Origin of the sequence: Winogradskyella ouciana, assembly GCF_009709615.1 — a bacterium.
Taxonomy (GTDB): Bacteria; Bacteroidota; Bacteroidia; order Flavobacteriales; family Flavobacteriaceae; genus Winogradskyella; species Winogradskyella ouciana.
Genome location: NZ_WJYA01000005.1, coordinates 138,107 through 158,395, shown reverse-complemented (window position 1 = coordinate 158,395; position 20,289 = coordinate 138,107). Strand labels below are relative to the sequence as shown.

The following is a 20,289-nucleotide window of genomic DNA, read 5'->3' as shown; positions in this document are numbered from 1 at the left end:
GTGCTTTATTATAAGTTAATAAAACCTATATCTTAATTTGCTTCCATTAAAGCAAAAAACTTGTCAATATTTGGCATTAAGATAATGCGAGTTCTTCTGTTTTTAGAACGATTTTCTCTCGAGTCATTCTCAACTAAAGGTTGGTAGCTACTGCGACCTGATGCAATCATCTTTTCAGGTGCTACGCCATATTTGTTTTGTAATTTTCTAACTACAGATGTTGCTCTCAATACACTCAAATCCCAGTTATCTGCGATTTTTTCAGTATTAATGGTTCTAGAGTCTGTATGTCCTTCTACCATAACATCAATACTTTCTTCAGAATTGATAACATCTGCTAATTTCTGAAGGATATTATTGGCTTTATTGCTAATTCTGTAGCTACCTGTGTTAAACAACATCTTATCAGAAATTGAAATCATAACCACAGTTTCATTAATATTTACTGCAATGTCTTCGTCTTCATTTAAGTCTGATGTATCCATAGTCTTTGAAAGATTGTACTGAACCGCTAAGTTCATGGAATCTTTTAAAGTTTTAGCTTCAGCTAATTTTGCAGGATCAACATTTTCTAATGTCGCCATCATTTTACGCTTACTCTCATTAGACATTACTGTTCCGTCTGCGTTAACATCTAATTTAATATCGTTTTCTATTTTAAGACCTTCAACATCTTCATTTAAGGTGTTGATTTTTTCATTGTATCTATCAACACGCGCTTGAATTTTAGCAAACTTGTCTTCTAGGTCTTCTTTTTCTACTCTTGTTTTGGCCAGTTCACTTTTAATCTCACCATTCTCTTGCTCTAATGCCATATATTTCTTTTTTGAAACACAAGAACTCAAAAGAATCGTTGTTAATAAAAGAATTGAAATTTTTTTCATGTTTATGTTTTAAATTAGTTTGTTACAAAATGATATACGTTAAAAATAATACGATGGATGTTTTGTTTGTGATTTATTTAAAGTATTGTTTAACTCAAATGGTTAAAAGCTTTAATGATTTTAAGGCTTTTATCCACTTTATTATTTTAAGTTAAAGTAGATTTACAATTTTATGTACAACCGAATAATACATTAAAATGAATTCTAAATTAAAGGAAGTTGCATTAGTGTTTTTTAAACTTGGATGTTTTGCATTTGGTGGACCAGCTGCTCATATTGCCATGATGGAAGATGAAATCATTGAAAAGCGCAAATGGATGACACGAGATTATTTTCTTGATTTAATAGGCACGACCAACTTAATTCCAGGACCAAACTCAACTGAGATGACCATGCATTGTGGTTATGAAAGAGCAGGTAAAGTAGGATTGTTTGTTGCCGGCATAGCCTTTATTTTTCCTGCTACTGTTATTACAGCATTGTTGGCATATTTGTATGTAAAATATGGTCAACTCCCAGAAGTAGAACCTTTCATTTATGGTATAAAGCCAGCAGTATTAGCAATTATTGCAGGTGCCATTTTAAAATTAGGTAAGAAAGCCATAAAAAGCACTGAACTTATTATAATTGGTGTGTTGGTTTTAGTCGTGAGCCTACTTGGTGTAAATGAAGTTGTCGCATTATTGGCGGCAGGCGTTTTGGGCATGCTGTACTTTTATATAAAATCAAAAACAGTTTCTAACCTAAATTCTATTTCTCCGTTGATTTTATTTCTAGGGTTTAATACAACGATAGCAAAAGTTACTACCTTAAAACTGTTTTTAATATTTCTTAAAGTAGGCGCCATTCTATATGGTAGTGGCTATGTGCTTTTTGCATATTTAGATGCAGAATTGGTTACACGTGGCTTAATGACAAGAGCAGAATTAATAGATGCAATTGCTATAGGGCAATTTACACCAGGGCCAGTACTATCTACGTCAACGTTTATTGGTTATCAGCTTTCAGGGTTTACAGGTGCATTGGTAGCCACAGCAGGTATATTTTTACCTTCCTTCCTTTTTGTTCTCATACTAAACCCTTTTATACCAAGAATGCAAAAATCAAGGATTCTAAGATATTTTTTGGATTCTGTAAATGTAGCTGCAGTAGCCGTAATGTTAGCCGTGCTCATCATTATGGCCAAAGATACTTTAGTAGAATGGCAAGGTATTATTATTGCTTTAATTGCTACTTTCTTAACCTTTAAAACGAAGGTCAGTACTATATGGACGATTGTAATTGGAGCAGTCTTGGGATTCGTTTTGTTATCAATTACAACATAAAAAAGCCAGCATTTATTAATGCTGGCTTATAAAAATTATAGGTATAATAAACTGTTATTCTTTAGAAGACCCGTTGTCTTCAACAATTTCATCTACAACATTAATAGTTGCAGGCTCAATTGAGCTATCAAAAGAATCGTAATACTCTTCTAATAGATTTATAGTAGCATTAAGTAAGTCTTTTGTTTCTAGTAACAGTCCAAAATAAAGTGTTGTATTTTTTGGGCTAGATTCTTCAGTACGCGTACGCGCTACTTGCTTTACTATTTTATCAGTTACTAAATCTAGAACTTCTCTTTTGCGATTAATGATCATTTCTATTTGCTCAAACGAACGCGAATCAAATGCAGCTTTTGTATCACTGAACATCATTTCCATAGCTTCATCAACCTCTTTAAGCTCTTTTATTTGGCTAAATTTAAGCTTTTTATGATTATTGTTAACGTGCTTGTGACTTACTTTAGAAATATACTCAAGCGATTGCGTCATGTCTTCCAAGTAACCTAAGATGTTGATGTAAAAACTACTTGCTTGTATACTTGTTTCGTCTAGATTTTTAATAAAGTAGAAAATATTATCACGAAGATTATCTACCTCTTTAGACAATTTGTCAATCTGTTTTTTATTCTTCTTTAATAAACCTAAATCTTGCTTAGCTAAACCGTTCACAGCATTGGTGTAGATCTTGTTTCCGCGTTTTACAACATTAGAAATGTTTCCTGCACTCTCATGAATAACTCCTTGAACAGATCTACTGCCTGTTTGTTTTAGGCTGTCTTCCTCAACGATCTCGTTAGAACTTTCTTTATGGGCTTTATAGTTTCTGTATAATAAAACCACAGTAATTAATAATAGAATTGGAATCATTACCGATGGGTTCCAATTAATTAAGAACACTACAGTTCCTGCTGCTACGAATGCACCAATAGCGGTACCAAACCATCCACCAATAACGTTTAATACACCAGCAACACGATATACAGCACTTTCTCTTCCCCAAGCTCTGTCAGCTAAAGATGTACCCATAGCCACCATAAATGTTACATAAGTGGTAGATAAAGGTAATTTCATAGATGTGGCAATAGCAATCAACACACCGGCGACCATTAAGTTAACCGAAGCTCTAATCATATCAAATGCAGGAGCATCAATGCTTTGGTCCTTTGTGATTAATACATTTGGTTTCTCAAAGCTTCTGCCAATGCTTATTCTAAAAGCTTTAGGCATCACAGCACTATAGTAATTAGACAATTGTGTTGTGAATTTAACGACAGATCTAGACAGTGCATTTGGTTCAAACTTCTCGTGAGTTTCACCTTGGCGTGATAAACTAATTTCGGTCTCTGCTACGGTTTTCGCTTTTTTAGAGAACCATAACGTTAATACCATGATGGCACCAGCAATAAATAGTAATAAAGGCTCAGCAGGTACCTTTTTCTCTAAAACAGCCATAGACATAGAGACATCCATTCCACCAGCAACCCAAGCTTCATAAGAGTGGTATGCCGCCATAGGGACACCAATAAAATTAACTAAATCGTTACCAGAAAAGGCTAGAGCCAAACCAAAAGTACCTATTGCAATTACAACCAGTAAAACGGTCTTCTTGGTCAGTTTTTCAAATATGAAAGAAAATAGTGTCCAAAAGGCGAAGCTTCCAAGAATAATATAAACTTCATTACCTTCTACAATACCTTTTAAGTCACTATAATATGGAGTTCCTTTGAGTCCTTTTAAGAAAATGAAATACGTTATAGCGGTTAAGGCTACACCACCAAAAATCATCCCAAAACTCTTTACTTTTTTCTCATAATTAAAAGTGAAAATAAGTCGTGATACCCATTGTACCAATGCACCAACAGAAAATGCAATAACAACTGATAGCAATATACCAGAGATTATTTCTAAGGCTTTAGAGGTATTAATATAATTGGTTAAATCCGCTAAAGTTTCAGTCTCTGACTGATTTATTTTTAATAGTGACATTACAACTGCTGCTCCTAATAAATTAAAAACTATAGAAACTGTTGTTGAGGTAGGAAGTCCAAGCGTATTGAAAAAATCCAATAACAATATATCAGTAATCATTACAGCCATAAAAATGAGCATAATCTCCCCAAACTCAAATTGTGCTGGAACAAAAATCCCTTTTCTGGCTACTTCCATCATACCACTAGAGAACACCGCTCCGATGAAAATACCTAAACTTGCTACAATCATTATAGTTCGTAGGGAAATGGCCTTAGAACCAATAGCAGAGTTTAGGAAATTAATGGCATCATTACTCACGCCAACTATAATATCGAATACAGCTAGTGTAGTTATGGCAATTAGCATTAATAAATAAATATTATCCATAATTTTTAGTTAAAATAAGTTTGCAAATATCTTTATAGAATTTAAGTACAACGTTACCTAAATGTTATTTTTATATTGATTAAAAGTGAATATCAAATCCAAGTCTAAATCTAATGCCATCTTCGTTACCATCTACTGTTGTATAACTTATATCAGATTGAACTTTTAATTTATGACCAACCAAATATTTTGAGGCTCCTAACGTATATTGTTTCGTTGGTAGTGCATTGGTTACTTCTTCAAAATCTAAAGTCGTAAATCTTGCTGCTACTTCATAGTTACTCTTAAATAAATATCCGGCTTGTAAATTTAAGGCATTTCCTGTTAAGACGATATCGCCTGTGGGAGTAACGCCATCTGCTTCAGTTGCGATTTCATCGTCTGCTGTTCGTTTTGCATATTCACCCATAAATGAGAAGCCATTGTACTTAAACATGGCATCAGCAAAAATTGTGGTTTGGTCAGTTTCGTAAATAGTACCATCGGTTCTTATCATATAATCACCAGCAAATCCTCTTTCCCTAACGGCATCTTGATTGAAGTTATAGGTAAAACCAACCATTAATTTTGGTTTTTCTTCGCGCTTTAAATCAGATTGGCTGTAATCACCTTTAGATTTAAAAGTTCCAAATGGCAAGAACTCTAAACGACCGGTATATTGTAAACCACCTTCATTACCTTCAGTGACATTACGTCCTTCACCTTGTGAAACTGAAAGCTTTTCACGTATTAAAAAATCACCTCCCAAATTTGTTTTGTGTCGTAATTGAATACCCAAGTCACGGTCAATATTAAACCTACTATTTAATAGAGAACGATCTACCAATTGAAGATTCCCAGAAGAAACAACACGCTCTACGTTACCAGGAAGTTTTGTTTGTCCTGCCCACAATTCCCAATTGCCAGCAAAATTCCACATAATAACGGCATCCAAGATGTAACGAGGTGTATTTCTGTTAAATTGATTAGCACCAGAGATATCTCTATTGGATAAGCCTAGCTCTATTTTGTATTTAAGTTTTGGACTGTATGCGAAACCATCAAATTTTAGTCTTGCACGACGAACTATAAAATTGTGTTCTGGGCTGCCATATTGACTCCCATTATAATCCCAAGCAGAAATAGTTCTAACTTGAAATCGAGGGGCAAATTTTACGCTAAACGAACTGTCTTTTGCAACAAAATTAATTAAGCCTTTACCAAAGGAAGTGTCGCTGATTTCTTGTGCAGTGGTTATGTTTAGAGCGAATAATAGAATTGCTCCTAAAGTGATTTTAAATTTCATTATAGTTATTAGTTTTTGTCGCTGCAAATAACCAACTCTAATGTTAAGTAAATGTTTCCTAATTATTAATTTAATCACATATTTTTGACAAAAAAAGGCTGCTTAAATTAATAAACAGCCTCATTAGAATTCATAATTTTAGTCGACAAAAACTAATAAAAGTTATGAAATACTAAAAATGTTGTATAACAACTCTACAAATATGAGAACCAAAAATGACTCAATTGTAAAGCTAATATTATTTAATTATTAAGAACATAACCTTAAGACAATATTTATATAAATAATTGAATATCAATTATTTAAAACCCTAATGTTAATTTAATGTTATGTAAATGTTGATTTATTGTAAAAAACTAGTTATTTTTGAGTAACGTTTAATTAACATAGCCCAAAGTAACATGAAAAAGATAGTAATAATACTCGTGATGTTGTGCGTAGGTTTTACGTACGCTCAAGATAAAAAGGAACCTAAATTAGAAAAGAAAGGTGATGTTACCTTGATTACCTATTATCACGATAATGGTGAAATTAGTCAGAAAGGAATGTTTAATGCTGAAGGTAATGTGCATGGTGAATGGAAGATGTATGATGTAACTGGAAAGAAAATTGCTCTCGGGTCTTATGACAATGGGAAGAAAGTTGGGAAATGGTTCTTTTGGCAAGATGATTCTTTAAAGGAGGTCGATTATATTGACTCAAGAATTGTCAATGTTAACCAATGGGATAACAAAACAAAAGTTGCTATCAACAATAAATAAGTATAAAACCACACTAACAAAAAAGGCTTTCTAATACAGAAAGCCTTTTTTGTTTTTATAACTCAATTAGTAACCGTTATCTGATCTTTAGAACTTAAAAGTGTAACCTAATGATATTTCAGTACCAGGCTCTCTTAAAGTAAAGGTTTGATCTTGTGCGCCGAAAGATTCGAATTCGCTTAACCTGTTACTATTTAGTATGTTTGAAACTTTTAAATCTACAGAAGAATTTTTTGATTCTCCAAAAGACTTATTGATGGTGAAGTTTAAACTGTGAAATGGTTTGGTATATACATCTGGTGTTTGGTTGATACCAACAACTTCTAATGTTTTTCCTTGTACATTATAAAAAAGACCAGTTTGCAAACCTATATCGGAGTAGTTATAGTCCAGACCAACATTGATTAAATATGGTGCTTGACCTTGTAAATCTCTTTCTCTATCTATAGTTTCCCCATCCCTTGCACCTGCTTGTCTTCCATCAAATTCCTCTTGTGACATTGTCAGTTGAGATTTAATTAATGAGAAGTTAGCAGTTAACTTTAAGTTGTCTAAAGCTTCAGTGATGAACCCTAAGCGTTGGCGCATTTCTAATTCTGCACCATAGACAACAGCATTACCTAAATTATCTACTGTTAACTGTGTAGATGCACCAAGAAAAAATCGCTGCTCAATTGGGTCTGTAAAATCCTTATAAAAACCACTTACTGCAAACATTTGTCCATTGTCACCAAAATGCTCGTATCTTACATCAAAGTTATTGACATACGTTGGTTGTAAATCCAAATCACCTATGAATAAACGATTGGTAATAGGATCAAATATATTGGCCTCAGAAGCTTCTTTAAATGATGGTCTTGCCGTCGTTCTTGAGTATGAAGCTCTTAAATTAGTGTCGTCATTTAACGTGTAAATTAAATTTGCTGAAGGAAATAAATCAAACTCATCTAAAATAGGCGTTCTATTGAAGAAAATTGAATTGTCTGGCGTCCCTGTATAAAATGAATTAAAAAGCTCAGCTCTTAGACCCAATACAGTTTTTAATTTTTCACTTAAATTAAATTCAGCAGAAAAATAAGTTGCTGCAATATGTTGCTCTCCCTCATAGGCATCAATTGGGTTAAACGTATCAATTGAGACAAGGTAAGTTCCGGCATCGCTTGTTGGATTCCAGATATTATCAGAGTCTAATAAATTGTCAACATCTCCATTGGCAATAAAAGCTTGGTCGCCTCTAATATTAAAAGTATAATCATCAATGCTAAAATCCCTAAACTTATAAGTAAAAGCACCACCAAATTTTAGTTTTGCAGGTCTTCCGAACATTTCAACAGTTTTATCCAAATCAACTTTACCTGCCCAAGACTCTTCAAGCAAATTTCTCCATAGTTGGATTGGCAAAGTAGAAGCTGAAGGCGATAAAAATGAATCTCCATTATCGGCCTGTTGTAAAGGCGTAATACGATGTCCTTTATCCATAACCTTAGAAAATGTTGGTGACAGTTTCCACTCAAGATTAAATGCATTTTCATCCTCATTACTGTTCAACCTATGCTTACCAGTTAATAATAGGTTTGTAATAGAGCGTTCAGTATAGGTTATAGAATTTTTGGTCAATGGTTCTAATGCGCCACCTGTACCATCTTGTGATATAATCTGGTCAAAAAAGCCCGCAGTGGATTCTCCATTTTGAATATGCAATAGATTAACCTTAAATTTAGACTTATCTGTTTTGTACGCTAAGCCTAGCATACCATTCATTATAACATTATTGATACCTTCAGAGCCTTGAGAATCTAGAGCAGCAATGAGTTCGTTTTGGGAACGATCTTGTGGGTTTCTAATAAAAGCTCCATCCACTCTGTTTTCGTAAAACGTCGTTTCATTTTTGTAAGAAAACGAAGCTAAGTAACCTAACTTATCCTCTCCAACATCGTATTGATTGCCTAGAGTGAAACCCAAATCAAAATTCATTCCACTAATCTGTTGCTTTGCAGCAAGTTCTTTTTGAAATCTATCCGTAAGTGTTGTTAAGAGCAATCTGTTCTCTGAAGTACTTGGAATAGGTTGATATCTATGTATCGGTAAGTCCCTTGTGCCATCATCAAAACCTAAAAAATCAGTATCACTTCCATCTGACGTTAAATAATTGTCATTAAAGTGCATATCTGGATTGTAACCAGAGCCTAATGATAAAGAGTATTCAGCTCTACTAGGAAAATCTTTTGTAACGATATCTACAATTCCACCAGTAAAATCAGCAGGATATTCAGCGGATGCCGATTTTAATACAATAACATTATCTAAAATATTGGTAGGGAATAAATCCATTTGTATTGTATTTCTGTCGGGATCTAAACCAGGAATATCAATACCATTTAATATAGACTTTGTGTATCTGTCGCCAAGACCACGTACAAAAACATATTTCCCATCTTGTATAGAAACACCAGGAACACTTTTTACAGCACTAGCCACATTACTTGCGCCAGAACTCTTAATGGCCTGAGCAGATAACCCATCTAACACTACAACGGATTTTTTCTGAATATTAAGAACGGCGTTTTCTGTATTACGTTTTGTGGATGTAGTAATTACAACGGTGTCCAAAGAATTAGTTTCCAAAACCACATCTAAGGTTACGTCCTCGCCTTCTTTTATAACTACATCAGTTATTTCCTTTGTAACATAACCCACAAATGAAAATACGATAGTATAAGTTCCTTCTTCTATTTCTAGCTCATATTTTCCATCAAAATCTGCACTGGCACCTTTGCTTGTGCCTTTTACCACAATATTTGCAAATGCCAAAGGCTCGTTAAACTCACCATCTATGACCGTACCAGTTAATTTTCCTTGTGAAAAAACAAGGGAAGTAATTAGAAAGAAAACAAAAGGTAGAACTTTCTGAATATTTTTCATATATAATTTGATATAACCCATCATCTACCTGGTAAATGATGGGTTTAAGTATTTAAATGTGATTTTTTAAAAGCCTAATTCGCCAGCTATATTTGCGTATGTCCAGCTTAGGTTTGAAGTTAAAGCTCCGACTGTTTGAGCGCCTTCGGTAACTGCTGTTGCTGTAGAGCCAAAGCCAGTCACCATTACATTTTCAGCTTTGTTAACAAAAATATCATTAACATCAGCGACACCTGTTGGTAACACTATTTCCCATGCTCCAAATGTTAGATCTCCGTTGTTGTAATTTGTAGCAACTCCGTCGTTGTCTAACTCAACATCAGATGAATCTTTAAAGCCATACGCGTAAATATTTTCTGTATGCCCTTGTGCATTACTTCTAAAATCAGCATACTCTCCATTAGATGTAACTGAGTTACCAATTAAAGTAACGTTGGTTAAAGTAAATGAACCAGATGCTGTACCTTCAGGACCATCAATTTCTAAAGCGTGGTCAGAAATATCACCTAAAACAACAACTGCATTGTCAATAGTCCCTGAATAGGCTTGATCAATATCTAAAGCATCATCACCTTGAGCCCATACTAATAAGTTTGATGCATTAACAGTACCTCCAAAGAATTCAATACCATCATCTACATTTGCAACAACTTCAATATTATCTATAGTTGTCCCAGCACCAACACCACCAAGTGTTAATCCATTAATTTCGTTGCCCTCACCAATTAAAGCTCCACCATGACGAATAGAAATATATCTTAAACTTCCTGAGCTATCATCCGGATCAGAACCACCATAAAGACCAAATGAATCATCAGCAGGTATACCTTCAATTTGAGCTTCTATAATATCTCCAGAAAAAGAACAAGGAGCATTTCCTAATATGATTAAGCCTCCCCAAAGACCTCTGTCGTCTTGGTCTAAGTTTGTACCAGCAGTTTCCCCACAAGTAATATTATCACTAGTAGAAGTGAATATGATTGGTTGGTCTGCAGTACCTTCAGCATTTAAAGTACCATCCCTTGCAACTATTAAAGCAGAAGCTAAAGAACCTGTTCCAGCAGAGCCTTTTATTATAGTACCCGGATTTATCGTTAGAGTAACACCTGCACTTACTACAACTTTTTGGTTTAACTGATAAATGTTATCAGATGTCCATGTAGTGCTTTCTGTAATTGCACCTGTAACGGGAACAATTGGGCAATCCTCACCATTGTTTCCGTTTCCGTTATTGATTATTGTAGTTTCTTCGATAATAATAGGCGTATCATCATCCTTAAAACAACCAGTAAGTACTAGTGTAGAAGCTACTATCGCGATTAAAAGTAATTTTTTCATTGAGTTTAAATTTTAATAAACAATTTTTGGTTTTTTATTGTGATGCAAAGAAAGAGGGATAAGATGGTTTGCAGGTTAATCAAAAATTAAAGATTTGTAATTAAATGGTTAGTTTAGTGTTAGCTCTGTATTAAGGGAAATGATGTTAAAGAAACAATTTGGTAACATTGAGATCTACTAAATCTAACTAAGCTTTTTACAATCAATTCTCTGGCAATTTATCTATCTTGCATATTTTAATTTTGAGCTTATGAACTGGGAGCAATTACTATCCTTAAAACGTTTTGGTGACACAAATAAAAGGCTGAGAAAAGAACAAGATGAGACACGCTTGGGCTTTGAGGTGGACTATGACCGTATTATATTTTCATCTGAATTTAGAGGGTTACAGGATAAAACACAGGTTGTTCCATTATCTAAGACAGATTTTGTACATACAAGATTAACCCATAGCTTAGAAGTAAGTGTTGTAGGAAGATCCCTTGGACGTAGAGTGGGTAAACTTCTATTGGAAAAGCATCCACATCTTCAAAATATCCATGGTTACAGAATGAACGATTTTGGTGCTATAGTCGCTGCTGCTGCTTTAGCACATGATATTGGTAATCCTCCGTTTGGGCACTCTGGTGAAAAAGCCATTGGATCTTATTTTAAAAATGGTGATGGAGCTCAATTTAAAGATAGCTTAACGGATAAAGAATATCAAGACCTTTGTGATTTTGAAGGTAATGCCAACGGTTTTAAAATCTTAACCGAAAGTAGAGCAGGACGAGCAGGTGGATTGCGATTAAGCTACGCCACATTGGGAGCGTTTATAAAATACCCAAAAGAATCATTGCCAAAGAAACCAAGCCATCATATAGTAGATAAAAAATATGGTTTTTTTCAGAGTGATAAGGATATGTTTAAAGACGTAGCTTCTGAGTTGGGTCTTATAAAAAGAAGTGACAATCACCTCAATTACAATAGACATCCATTAGCTTATTTGGTTGAAGCTGCAGATGACATTTGCTACACGATTATTGATTTTGAAGATGGTATTAATCTTGGATTGATTGAAGAGGATTATGCGCTGGAATATTTAATTAAACTAGTAAAAGGTAAAATAATAACCGAGAATTATAATGCTTTAAAAACTACAGAAGATCGTGTGAGTTATTTAAGGGCTTTGGCTATAAATACATTAATTGATGAAGCAGTGTCAATTTTTATGAAAAATGAAGAAGCCATTTTAAATGGTCAATTTGAAACAGCACTTTTAGACGTTAGTCAATATAAAGCTCAGATTAAGGATATAATTGACCTGAGTGTAAAAAATGTATATCGCTCTAAAGAGGTCATCAACAAGGAAATTGCTGGTTATGAAATTCTGAATCAATTATTGAACGCTTATGGTAAGTTGGCTTTCAATTATTATGAAGGCAGATTATCTAATTATGACAAACTACTGTTAAACCTTCTTCCAGAAACTGTTAAACTTGGAGAGGAATCCCTTTATGATAATCTTTTAAATACCTGTTTGTACGTCTCAAAACTGTCTGACACAAATGCCATGTTATTGCATCAAAAATTGAAGGGCAATATTTTATAGATTGCATTTCATCGAATAAATTTGTTTTTTGACGATATATTGTGTTTATTTACTTCTTAATCAGCCCTCACCAAATTACCTACTTATGAGAAATAATATACTTGGAGGCTTGGTCATTTTCATGGTTGTATTGACTTGCCTATTGATGTTAGATGATATTTCTAATACTCAAGAAGAACCTGTTTCAGAAGAGACTGCTCATATAGAGCAGAGTGCAGAGCAAACAGATTTAGCTGTTATTGAGGAAGAAGAGTAACTCTGTAACCTTTTTCTTTACAGACTCAATATCCAATTCTTGAATTTCAAATAATTGGGTTACAGAGCCATGCTCAACAAATTTATCTTCTACGCCTAATACAGTTATTGGTAGTTTATAACTATTAGCGTTTGCAAATGTCAAAACTGAACTGCCAAATCCACCGACTATAGTACCATCTTCAATAGTTACTATCGATTCATAATGTTCAAAAATTTCATGTAATAAGTCTTCATCCAAAGGTTTAACAAATTGCATATCGTAATGTGACACATCTAAATCAATTGTAGCCTCTTCTACAACTTTTGCCATTGTTCCTATTGAGAGTATTGCAAGTTTCTTCCCTTTTTTTAGGCAAACCCCTTTCCCTATTTCTATGGTTTCAAAAGGTTTTCTCCACTCCAAAAGGTGGCCTCTTCCTCTGGGATATCTTATGGCTAATGGAAAATCGATACCTAACTGAGCCGTGTACATAATATTTCTTAAAGCAATAGCGTCTCTGGGTGCAAAAATCACCAGATTTGGAATACAGTTTAAATAAGCCAAATCAAAAACTCCGTGATGTGTCGCTCCATCTTCTCCAACCAAACCAGCTCTATCCAAACAAAAAATAACAGGAAGTTTCTGCAAGGCCACATCATGGATTACCTGGTCGTATGCACGTTGCAAAAACGTTGAATAGATATTACAAAACGGAATGATACCTTGAGTGGCCATACCTGCAGCTAAGGTCACGGCGTGCTGCTCTGCAATACCAACGTCCAAAGCGCGCTCAGGGACTTTATCCATCATATATTTTAATGAACTCCCAGTTGGCATGGCTGGTGTAATACCTATGATGTTTTTGTTTTTTAAAGCAAGTTCAACTATCGTTTCACCAAACACATCTTGATACTTTGGTGGCTGTTCATTGGTGTTGGATTTAGGATGAATCTCACCAGTTTTGGCATTGAATTTACCAGGTGCATGGTATTTTACCTGATCTAATTCAGCTTGTTTTAAACCTTTGCCTTTCGTAGTAATAACATGCAAAAATTTTGGTCCTTTTACGGATTTTAAACGCTCTAATTCAGAAAGTAGAAGAGGTAAATCGTGTCCATCAATTGGGCCAGAGTAATCAAAGTTTAAAGCTTCAAAAATATTGTCTTGTTTTTCGGTGCCTTTTTTAACGTTGGTTAAATATTGTTTTAAAGCTCCAACACTTGGATCAATACCAATGGCATTATCATTTAAAATAACTAACAGGTTGGCATCGGTGACGCCAGCATGATTAAGGCCTTCAAAAGCCATTCCGCTTGCTATTGATGCATCTCCAATAACAGCGATATGATGTTTGTCATCGCCTTTAATTTGCGAAGCAATTGACATACCTAGAGCTGCAGAAATCGAGGTTGAAGAATGACCAACTCCAAAAGCATCATACGCACTCTCGCTGCGTTTAGGAAATCCACTAATACCGTTGAGTTGTCGGTTGGTATCAAAAATTTCTTTTCTACCAGTGAGTATTTTGTGCACATAGGCTTGATGGCCTACGTCCCAAATCAACACATCCTCTGGTGTTTTAAAGACATAATGCAAAGCAATGGTTAACTCAACAACTCCTAAACTCGCACCCAAATGGCCTTCTTTAGTAGCTACGATATTGATGATAAAGTCACGTAATTCTTGAGCAAGTTGAGGTAGAGCATCTCGTTTAAGTTGACGTAAATCTTTAGGTAGGGTGATATGTTCTAAAAGTGATTCTTGCACCAAACAAAAATACGAGATTTTATTAGCTAAATAATTTTAAAGTTTACCTGATTAGAATGTTATAGTGTAAAAATAGTTTTTAGAAAAATGCAATAATATCTCATATGATTAGCAAAATATGAAGTCACTAAAACAATTTTTTTATATATCCTTAATGATTCCTTACTTTTGGCGAAATAAAAATAATTCTGTATGGTAAGAGAAATTTCTCCGACTTACAGTCTAACCATTACATATTTGCTATGAAAAAAAATTACCTATCCCTGGTACTATTATGCTTAATAGTATCTGTTTCCTTTGTGTTTGGTCAAAGTAACGAGCCTAGTTCTAATTATGAAGCTTTAATTAATGACTATCTAAAAAATAACCAATCAAAATTTGGTTTGCAAAGTGAAGATTATGCTGACCTTGTTATTAATAACGAATATTTTTCTGTAGGTACGGAAATAACACACGTATATATAAACCAGGCTTATCAAAATATTAGAATTTCTAATGCAATTTCTGGTGTCGCGATTAAAAATGGTGAAGTATTTTATTTTTCTAATAGATTTTTTAAGGATATTTCAAACAAGATTAATACAAGCACAGCATCACAAACACCAGCTTCTGCAATAGAAGGTTTAGCTAATCATTTTCAGTTAGGAACTCCGCAGAATCTTGTTCAATTATCTAAAGATGGCAATGCGTATACATTTTCTAATGGAAACATTTCTACAAGAGATATCTCTGCCGAGTTGGTATACGTTAATGTTGAAGATCAGTTAAAACTAGCTTGGGATGTCATCATTTATGCAAATGATAATACGCATTGGTATAGTGCAAGAATCGATGCGACAACAAATGAAATAATTGAAGTTGACAATCTTGTACTGAGCTGTAATTTTGAAAGACCGCATACACACGAGAAGATGTCAGAATCTATTGATTTTTTCAATAAGGTTAATGTGCCTTCACCATCAATTTTAGTGGATGGCTCAAGATATAACGTTTTTGCACTTCCGGCAGAAAGCCCAAATCATGGACCTAGGCAAGTTGTTACAGATCCGGCAAGTATATTGGCGTCTCCTTTTGGATGGCATGATGATGATGGAGTTTTAGGTGCAGATCACACAATTACCAGAGGTAATAATGTTTGGGCGCAAGAAGATAGAGACGGGCTACCTTTTACTGTAGGTTTTTCTCCTGATGGTACCAGCGCATTAAACTTTGATTTTCCGTTAGATATTAATCAACCGCCAGCAGGCTATGAAGATGTATCTATTACCAATTTGTTCTATACAAATAACATGATGCATGATATTTGGTATCACTATGGTTTTGACGAAGCAGCCGGGAATTTTCAAGAAACAAATTATACAACTTTAGGTGCCAGTGGAGATTATGTTAATGCAGATGCCCAAGATGGTAGCGGACAAAACAATGCCACTTTTGGAACTCCACCAGATGGTCAAAATCCAAATATGACCATGTTTTTGTGGACTCCAGCTGGCCCACTTAACGAACCTTTAACTATAAATAATGGTACTGTAGCAGGTGATTATAATGGGAGTGAAGCTACTTTTGGTGATGCTTTATCTACAACTCCGATAACATCAAATTTAACGTTGGCAATAGATGGAACACCAGATGCTAACGATGCTTGTGAAACACTTATTAATACTGGTGCTTTAAATGGAAGTATCGCTGTAATACGCAGAGGAACTTGTGAATTTGGGTTTAAGGTACGTGCCGTTGAAAATGCAGGAGCAATTGCAGCAATAATTGTAAATAATGAAGCTGGAGCAACTATAACGATGGGTCCTGGAGCTGTTGGAAATCAAGTTACTATTCCTTCAATTATGGTTAATCAAAGCGATGGGGAAGCTATTATTTCTGCTTTAATTGGAGGGCAAACTTTATCAGCGACATTGGTTAATAACGGTCCTTTTGATATTGATGGTGATTTTGATAATGGAATTGTAGCACATGAGTATGGGCATGGAATCTCTACCAGATTAACTGGCGGACCAGCTGCAGCGGGATGCCTTTTTAATGAAGAACAAATGGGAGAAGGATGGTCTGACTGGTTTGGACTTATGGTTACAATGTACCCTACAGATACTGAAGACGACGCTAGAGGAATAGGGACTTTTGCTGTAAGCCAACCAACAACAGGTGGAGGTATTAGACCAGCGCGCTATAGTCCAGATTTTGCAGTAAATAATTTTACGTACGGAGACACTAATAACCCTGGTTTATCAGTACCACATGGTGTAGGTTTTGTATGGGCAACTGTACTTTGGGACTTAACGTGGGCTTATGTAGACAAATATGGCTTTGATCCAGATTTGTATAATGGAAATGGCGGAAACAATAAAGTGATGCAACTTGTATTGGATGGTTTAAAACTTCAACCTTGTGAACCTGGCTTTATAGATGGTAGAGATGCGTTACTTGCGGCTGATACAGCGATGGGTGGTGCAGATCAATGTATGATATGGGAAGTTTTTGCCAGACGTGGACTTGGATTTAATGCCTCTCAAGGGCTGTCAACTTCAAGGTCAGATCAGGTAGAAGACTTTAGTATGCCACCAAATTCAGATGCTTCTTTAGCAAATTGTACAAGTCTTAGTGTAGAAGAGTTTTCTGCAAACACCTTACAAGTATATCCTAATCCAACAAATGATAAAATTTCAATTTCTACAAAAACCGGTTTAGGTAATGTTACAATAAAGCTTACCGATTTAAATGGAAGAGCGGTGTTAACTATAAAGAAAGAGCTTTTTGACACGGTTTCAATAAGCACAGGGAATCTTCAAGATGGTATATATATACTGTCAATTACTGGAGAGAACTTTAATTTTGTAGAAAAAATTGTGAAAAACTAACATTAGACTTTATAATGATTCGCCCTTTTGATGACACTTACTTTATGCGAAAAGCACTTCAAGAAGCTAAGGTCGCCTATGAAAAGGGCGAAATTCCTGTTGGAGCAATCATTGTTGTAGAAGATAGGATTATTGCCAGAACACATAATCTTACAGAGTTGCTAAATGATGTAACAGCACATGCCGAAATGCAAGCTATAACATCAGCAGCAAATTTTTTAGGTGGAAAATATCTTAATAAATGCACACTATATGTCACCTTAGAGCCATGTCAAATGTGTGCAGGTGCATTATATTGGAGCCAGATTTCTAAAATAGTTTATGCAGCTTCAGATGCCGAACGAGGATATAAGACACTTGGAACCAAATTGCATCCAAAGACTAAGGTTGTAAGCGGAATTCTGGCGGAAGAGGCGTCAGAATTATTAAGGAGATTTTTTATAGAGAAGCGTAATTTAAATTAAGCATAAAAAAAAACGCCCAACCAAAGGTTGAGCGTTGAAACTTGTAAGATATATACTTATTATAGTACCTGTACGTTTGCAGCTACCATTCCTTTTCTTCCTTCTTCTTCTGTGTACTCTACTTGATCACCTTCGCGTAACTCTACACCGTTAAGGTTTGATACGTGTACAAAGATGTCTTTTCCTGTTTCTTCGTTGGTAATGAATCCAAATCCTTTTGAATCATTGAAAAATTTAACTGTTCCAGTCATTATAAAATAAATAAAAATTAAAGTGCAAAGATATAATATAAATTAATGCTAGTGTTAATAAATCATTTTATTTTAATTATTTGAAACTTAATAAGTTAAAAATCACATATGCCAAAGTGTTGCCAGCGCTTACTGTTAAAGGACTAAGCGAAACCGTTCAAAAATTCTTAGAGCGATTTTTAAATCTTCTTTTCTCTCTGGTTTTCTCGCATTTTATCCAAATTTTCCTTGGTGAGCATATAATCTTTTGCGTTTTTGCCTTTCCATCTGTAGTAAGAAAACAACGGAAATACTATTAAAAACAACCCAATAACGCCAAAACCGATTAATTTTTGGGAATAGTCTACATCTAAAATAAAGCCACAAATAATACTTGTAATCGAGGAGATAAAGGCAATGAGTGTTATGATGTGAATGGGTTTCATATAAAAATACTTAGGATGTAAAGTTAATTAATTCGTGTCGATAAGCTGTTAGCAACTTAGATTTTGAAACAAAACCATAATACTTATTATCTTTAATAACAGGAAGATTCCAAGCTTGTGAATCCTGAAACTTCCGCATCACATCTTGCATAGAATCTTGTTCATATATAATATACTCTGGTGCTTGGTGCATAAAGGTTTCAACAGTTGTAGATTGATAAAGTGATTGGTCAAACATCACGGTTCTTATATCATCTAACAATATAATACCCACAAAGCCACCATTAGAATCCGTCACCGGAAACAAATTTCTGCTAGATTTTGACACACCGTTTTTCAACATTTCGCCTAAAGTCATTTCAGGATGCAGTTGAATAAAATCTTGTTCAATGACCGAATCGAGCTTCATTAAAATGAGTACATTTTTGTCCTTGTCTTGTGTTAATAAAGCCCCTTTCTCAATAAGTTCTTTCGTGTAAATGGTATGATCCAAACCATTTTTATTGATGATGAAAGACATGGACGCAGTTATCATCAAAGGCACAAACAATTCGTAACCACCAGTGATTTCAGCAATCAGGAAAATAGCAGTCAATGGAGCATGAAGCACTCCAGCAATTAAACCAGCCATACCAATTAACGTAAAGTTGGCTTCGGAAACAGTGAAACCTAACCCGCAATTATTAATCACTTTAGCAACTACATTACCCAGTGCACTTCCCATAACTAATGTTGGGATTATAATTCCACCTGTACCACCAGCAGCAAAAGTGGTGGTCATGGCAATGGCTTTAAAAATTGTAATTCCGAAGAGCAGTCCAATAACGATCCAAATATTGTCTAAGTGCTCATCAAAAGGTGTATTGCCCAAAGCTTCAATATCGTTGCCTAACATTAAATTATTTATAAACCCAAAACCTTCACCATAAAGTGGTGGAATAAAGAATAGCATGGTGCCAATAGCTAATCCTCCAATAATTAACTTATGTTTTGCAGACTTCAGCCTATTAAAAATTGAAGTAATGCCAAAATAGATTTTAGAAAAATAAACGGAAGCGATTCCGGTTCCAATACCAAGAATAATGTAAAATAGGGTGTCTTTAATCAGGAACTTTTCAGACACATTAAAATCAAAAAGCACGCTGTCTCCCAAAAAGAAGTATGAGGTTATCACAGAGGAAACAGAGGCTATTAAAAGTGGTAATAACGACGCAAAAGTTAGGTCTAAGCTAAACACTTCAATAGCAAAAATTATAGCTGCTATTGGCGATTTAAAAATGGACGCTATGGCTCCAGCTGCAGCACAACCAATTAACAGGCTTCTGGTTTTTCTGTTGATATGTAGAAATTGCCCTAAGTTAGAGCTTATCGCAGATGCAGACAATATCGCAGGACCTAACAAACCAACGGAACCACCAAAACCTGCGGTTAGTGGTGCGGTAATCAGTGGGAAATAGATGTTCTTTTTTTCAAGTATGCCATCTCTTTTAGACAGAGAATATAATATGGACGGAATGGCGTGGCCACTCGGTTTTTTAGAGACATACTTTACAAAAAGATAGACCAAGAAAAGTCCGATAATGGGTAAAATAAAATAGATGCTATTTTGCGATAGAATAATACCTTTTTCAAAAATCGCTTCAATAGTAAACGTTATATTCTTAATGGTTACAGAAACAATACCAGAGAGCAAACCTATAACCAAACTCAATAGAAAAATAAAATTCTTCTCTGAGATATACTTATATCTTAGAATAAGCAATCGCTTAAGGAATTTGGATTTAGTTGGCATAGTTAAATCTAACAAAAA

The 20,289-nt window shown here is 34.7% G+C and carries 15 protein-coding genes; 6 read left to right on the top strand and 9 right to left on the bottom strand.

All coding sequences use genetic code 11. From position 1 onward, the window contains the following. Positions 1–32: 32 nt before the first annotated feature. Positions 33–884 carry an OmpA/MotB family protein gene (locus tag F1003_RS08270; protein WP_155088836.1) on the bottom strand — a complete coding sequence of 284 codons (852 nt, stop codon included), beginning with the start codon at positions 882–884 and terminating at the stop codon, positions 33–35. 197 nt (positions 885–1,081) lie between these two features. On the opposite strand from F1003_RS08270, the gene chrA reads away from it, so the two are divergent. Beyond that, complete coding sequence (gene chrA, locus F1003_RS08265) at positions 1,082–2,209, top strand: chromate efflux transporter (RefSeq protein WP_155088834.1); 1,128 nt, start codon at positions 1,082–1,084, stop codon at positions 2,207–2,209. A gap of 54 nt (positions 2,210–2,263) precedes the next feature. Here the strand turns inward: chrA and F1003_RS08260 are convergent, their stop codons facing one another. Both F1003_RS08260 and F1003_RS08255 read right to left on the bottom strand, forming a co-directional pair. Further along, the gene (locus F1003_RS08260; protein ID WP_155088832.1) at positions 2,264–4,567 is read right to left on the bottom strand and encodes an inorganic phosphate transporter; all 2,304 of its coding nucleotides are present in this window, start codon (positions 4,565–4,567) and stop codon (positions 2,264–2,266) included. Between the two features lie 79 nt (positions 4,568–4,646). Further along, positions 4,647–5,852, bottom strand: a complete 1,206-nt coding sequence (locus F1003_RS08255) for a porin (RefSeq protein WP_155088831.1) — start codon at positions 5,850–5,852, stop codon at positions 4,647–4,649. A gap of 401 nt (positions 5,853–6,253) precedes the next feature. Between F1003_RS08255 and F1003_RS08250 the strand changes: the two genes are divergently transcribed. Beyond that, the gene (locus tag F1003_RS08250; RefSeq protein WP_155088829.1) at positions 6,254–6,613 is read left to right on the top strand and encodes a toxin-antitoxin system YwqK family antitoxin; all 360 of its coding nucleotides are present in this window, start codon (positions 6,254–6,256) and stop codon (positions 6,611–6,613) included. Between the two features lie 87 nt (positions 6,614–6,700). Here the strand turns inward: F1003_RS08250 and F1003_RS08245 are convergent, their stop codons facing one another. Together F1003_RS08245 and F1003_RS08240 are read right to left on the bottom strand one after the other, a co-directional pair. After that, on the bottom strand, positions 6,701–9,535 hold the full coding sequence (locus F1003_RS08245) for a TonB-dependent receptor (protein WP_155088827.1): 2,835 nt from the start codon (positions 9,533–9,535) through the stop codon (positions 6,701–6,703). A gap of 66 nt (positions 9,536–9,601) precedes the next feature. Continuing rightward, positions 9,602–10,873, bottom strand: a complete 1,272-nt coding sequence (locus F1003_RS08240) for a beta-helix domain-containing protein (protein ID WP_155088825.1) — start codon at positions 10,871–10,873, stop codon at positions 9,602–9,604. Between the two features lie 250 nt (positions 10,874–11,123). Here F1003_RS08240 and F1003_RS08235 point away from each other — a divergent pair, with 250 nt between their 5' ends. Together F1003_RS08235 and F1003_RS08230 are read left to right on the top strand one after the other, a co-directional pair. Then, positions 11,124–12,464: a deoxyguanosinetriphosphate triphosphohydrolase gene (locus tag F1003_RS08235; protein WP_155088823.1), complete on the top strand. Its 1,341-nt coding sequence runs from the start codon at positions 11,124–11,126 to the stop codon at positions 12,462–12,464. 85 nt (positions 12,465–12,549) lie between these two features. Then, positions 12,550–12,720: a hypothetical protein gene (locus F1003_RS08230; protein WP_155088821.1), complete on the top strand. Its 171-nt coding sequence runs from the start codon at positions 12,550–12,552 to the stop codon at positions 12,718–12,720. Here the strand turns inward: F1003_RS08230 and F1003_RS08225 are convergent. Then, positions 12,694–14,469 carry a 1-deoxy-D-xylulose-5-phosphate synthase gene (locus F1003_RS08225; RefSeq protein WP_162306948.1) on the bottom strand — a complete coding sequence of 592 codons (1,776 nt, stop codon included), beginning with the start codon at positions 14,467–14,469 and terminating at the stop codon, positions 12,694–12,696. The genes F1003_RS08230 and F1003_RS08225 overlap by 27 nt on opposite strands. Before the next feature lie 242 nt (positions 14,470–14,711). Here F1003_RS08225 and F1003_RS08220 point away from each other — a divergent pair, with 242 nt between their 5' ends. Both F1003_RS08220 and F1003_RS08215 read left to right on the top strand, forming a co-directional pair. After that, entirely contained in the window at positions 14,712–17,339 is a 2,628-nt protein-coding gene (locus tag F1003_RS08220; RefSeq protein WP_155088817.1) for a T9SS-dependent M36 family metallopeptidase, read from the top strand. A 14-nt stretch (positions 17,340–17,353) separates the two neighbouring features. Next, on the top strand, positions 17,354–17,803 hold the full coding sequence (locus F1003_RS08215) for a nucleoside deaminase (protein WP_155088816.1): 450 nt from the start codon (positions 17,354–17,356) through the stop codon (positions 17,801–17,803). A gap of 59 nt (positions 17,804–17,862) precedes the next feature. Here F1003_RS08215 and F1003_RS08210 read toward each other — a convergent pair whose 3' ends face one another. The 3 genes from F1003_RS08210 to F1003_RS08200 all read right to left on the bottom strand — a co-directional run bounded on the left by F1003_RS08210 (position 17,863) and on the right by F1003_RS08200 (position 20,271). Then, on the bottom strand, positions 17,863–18,054 hold the full coding sequence (locus F1003_RS08210; RefSeq protein ID WP_155088814.1) for a cold-shock protein: 192 nt from the start codon (positions 18,052–18,054) through the stop codon (positions 17,863–17,865). Positions 18,055–18,233: 179 nt separating this feature from the next. Next, on the bottom strand, positions 18,234–18,479 hold the full coding sequence (locus tag F1003_RS08205) for a hypothetical protein (protein WP_155088812.1): 246 nt from the start codon (positions 18,477–18,479) through the stop codon (positions 18,234–18,236). A 10-nt stretch (positions 18,480–18,489) separates the two neighbouring features. Continuing rightward, positions 18,490–20,271, bottom strand: coding sequence for a chloride channel protein (locus F1003_RS08200; protein ID WP_155088810.1), 1,782 nt, complete (start codon positions 20,269–20,271; stop codon positions 18,490–18,492). Between the last annotated feature and the right edge of the window lie 18 nt (positions 20,272–20,289).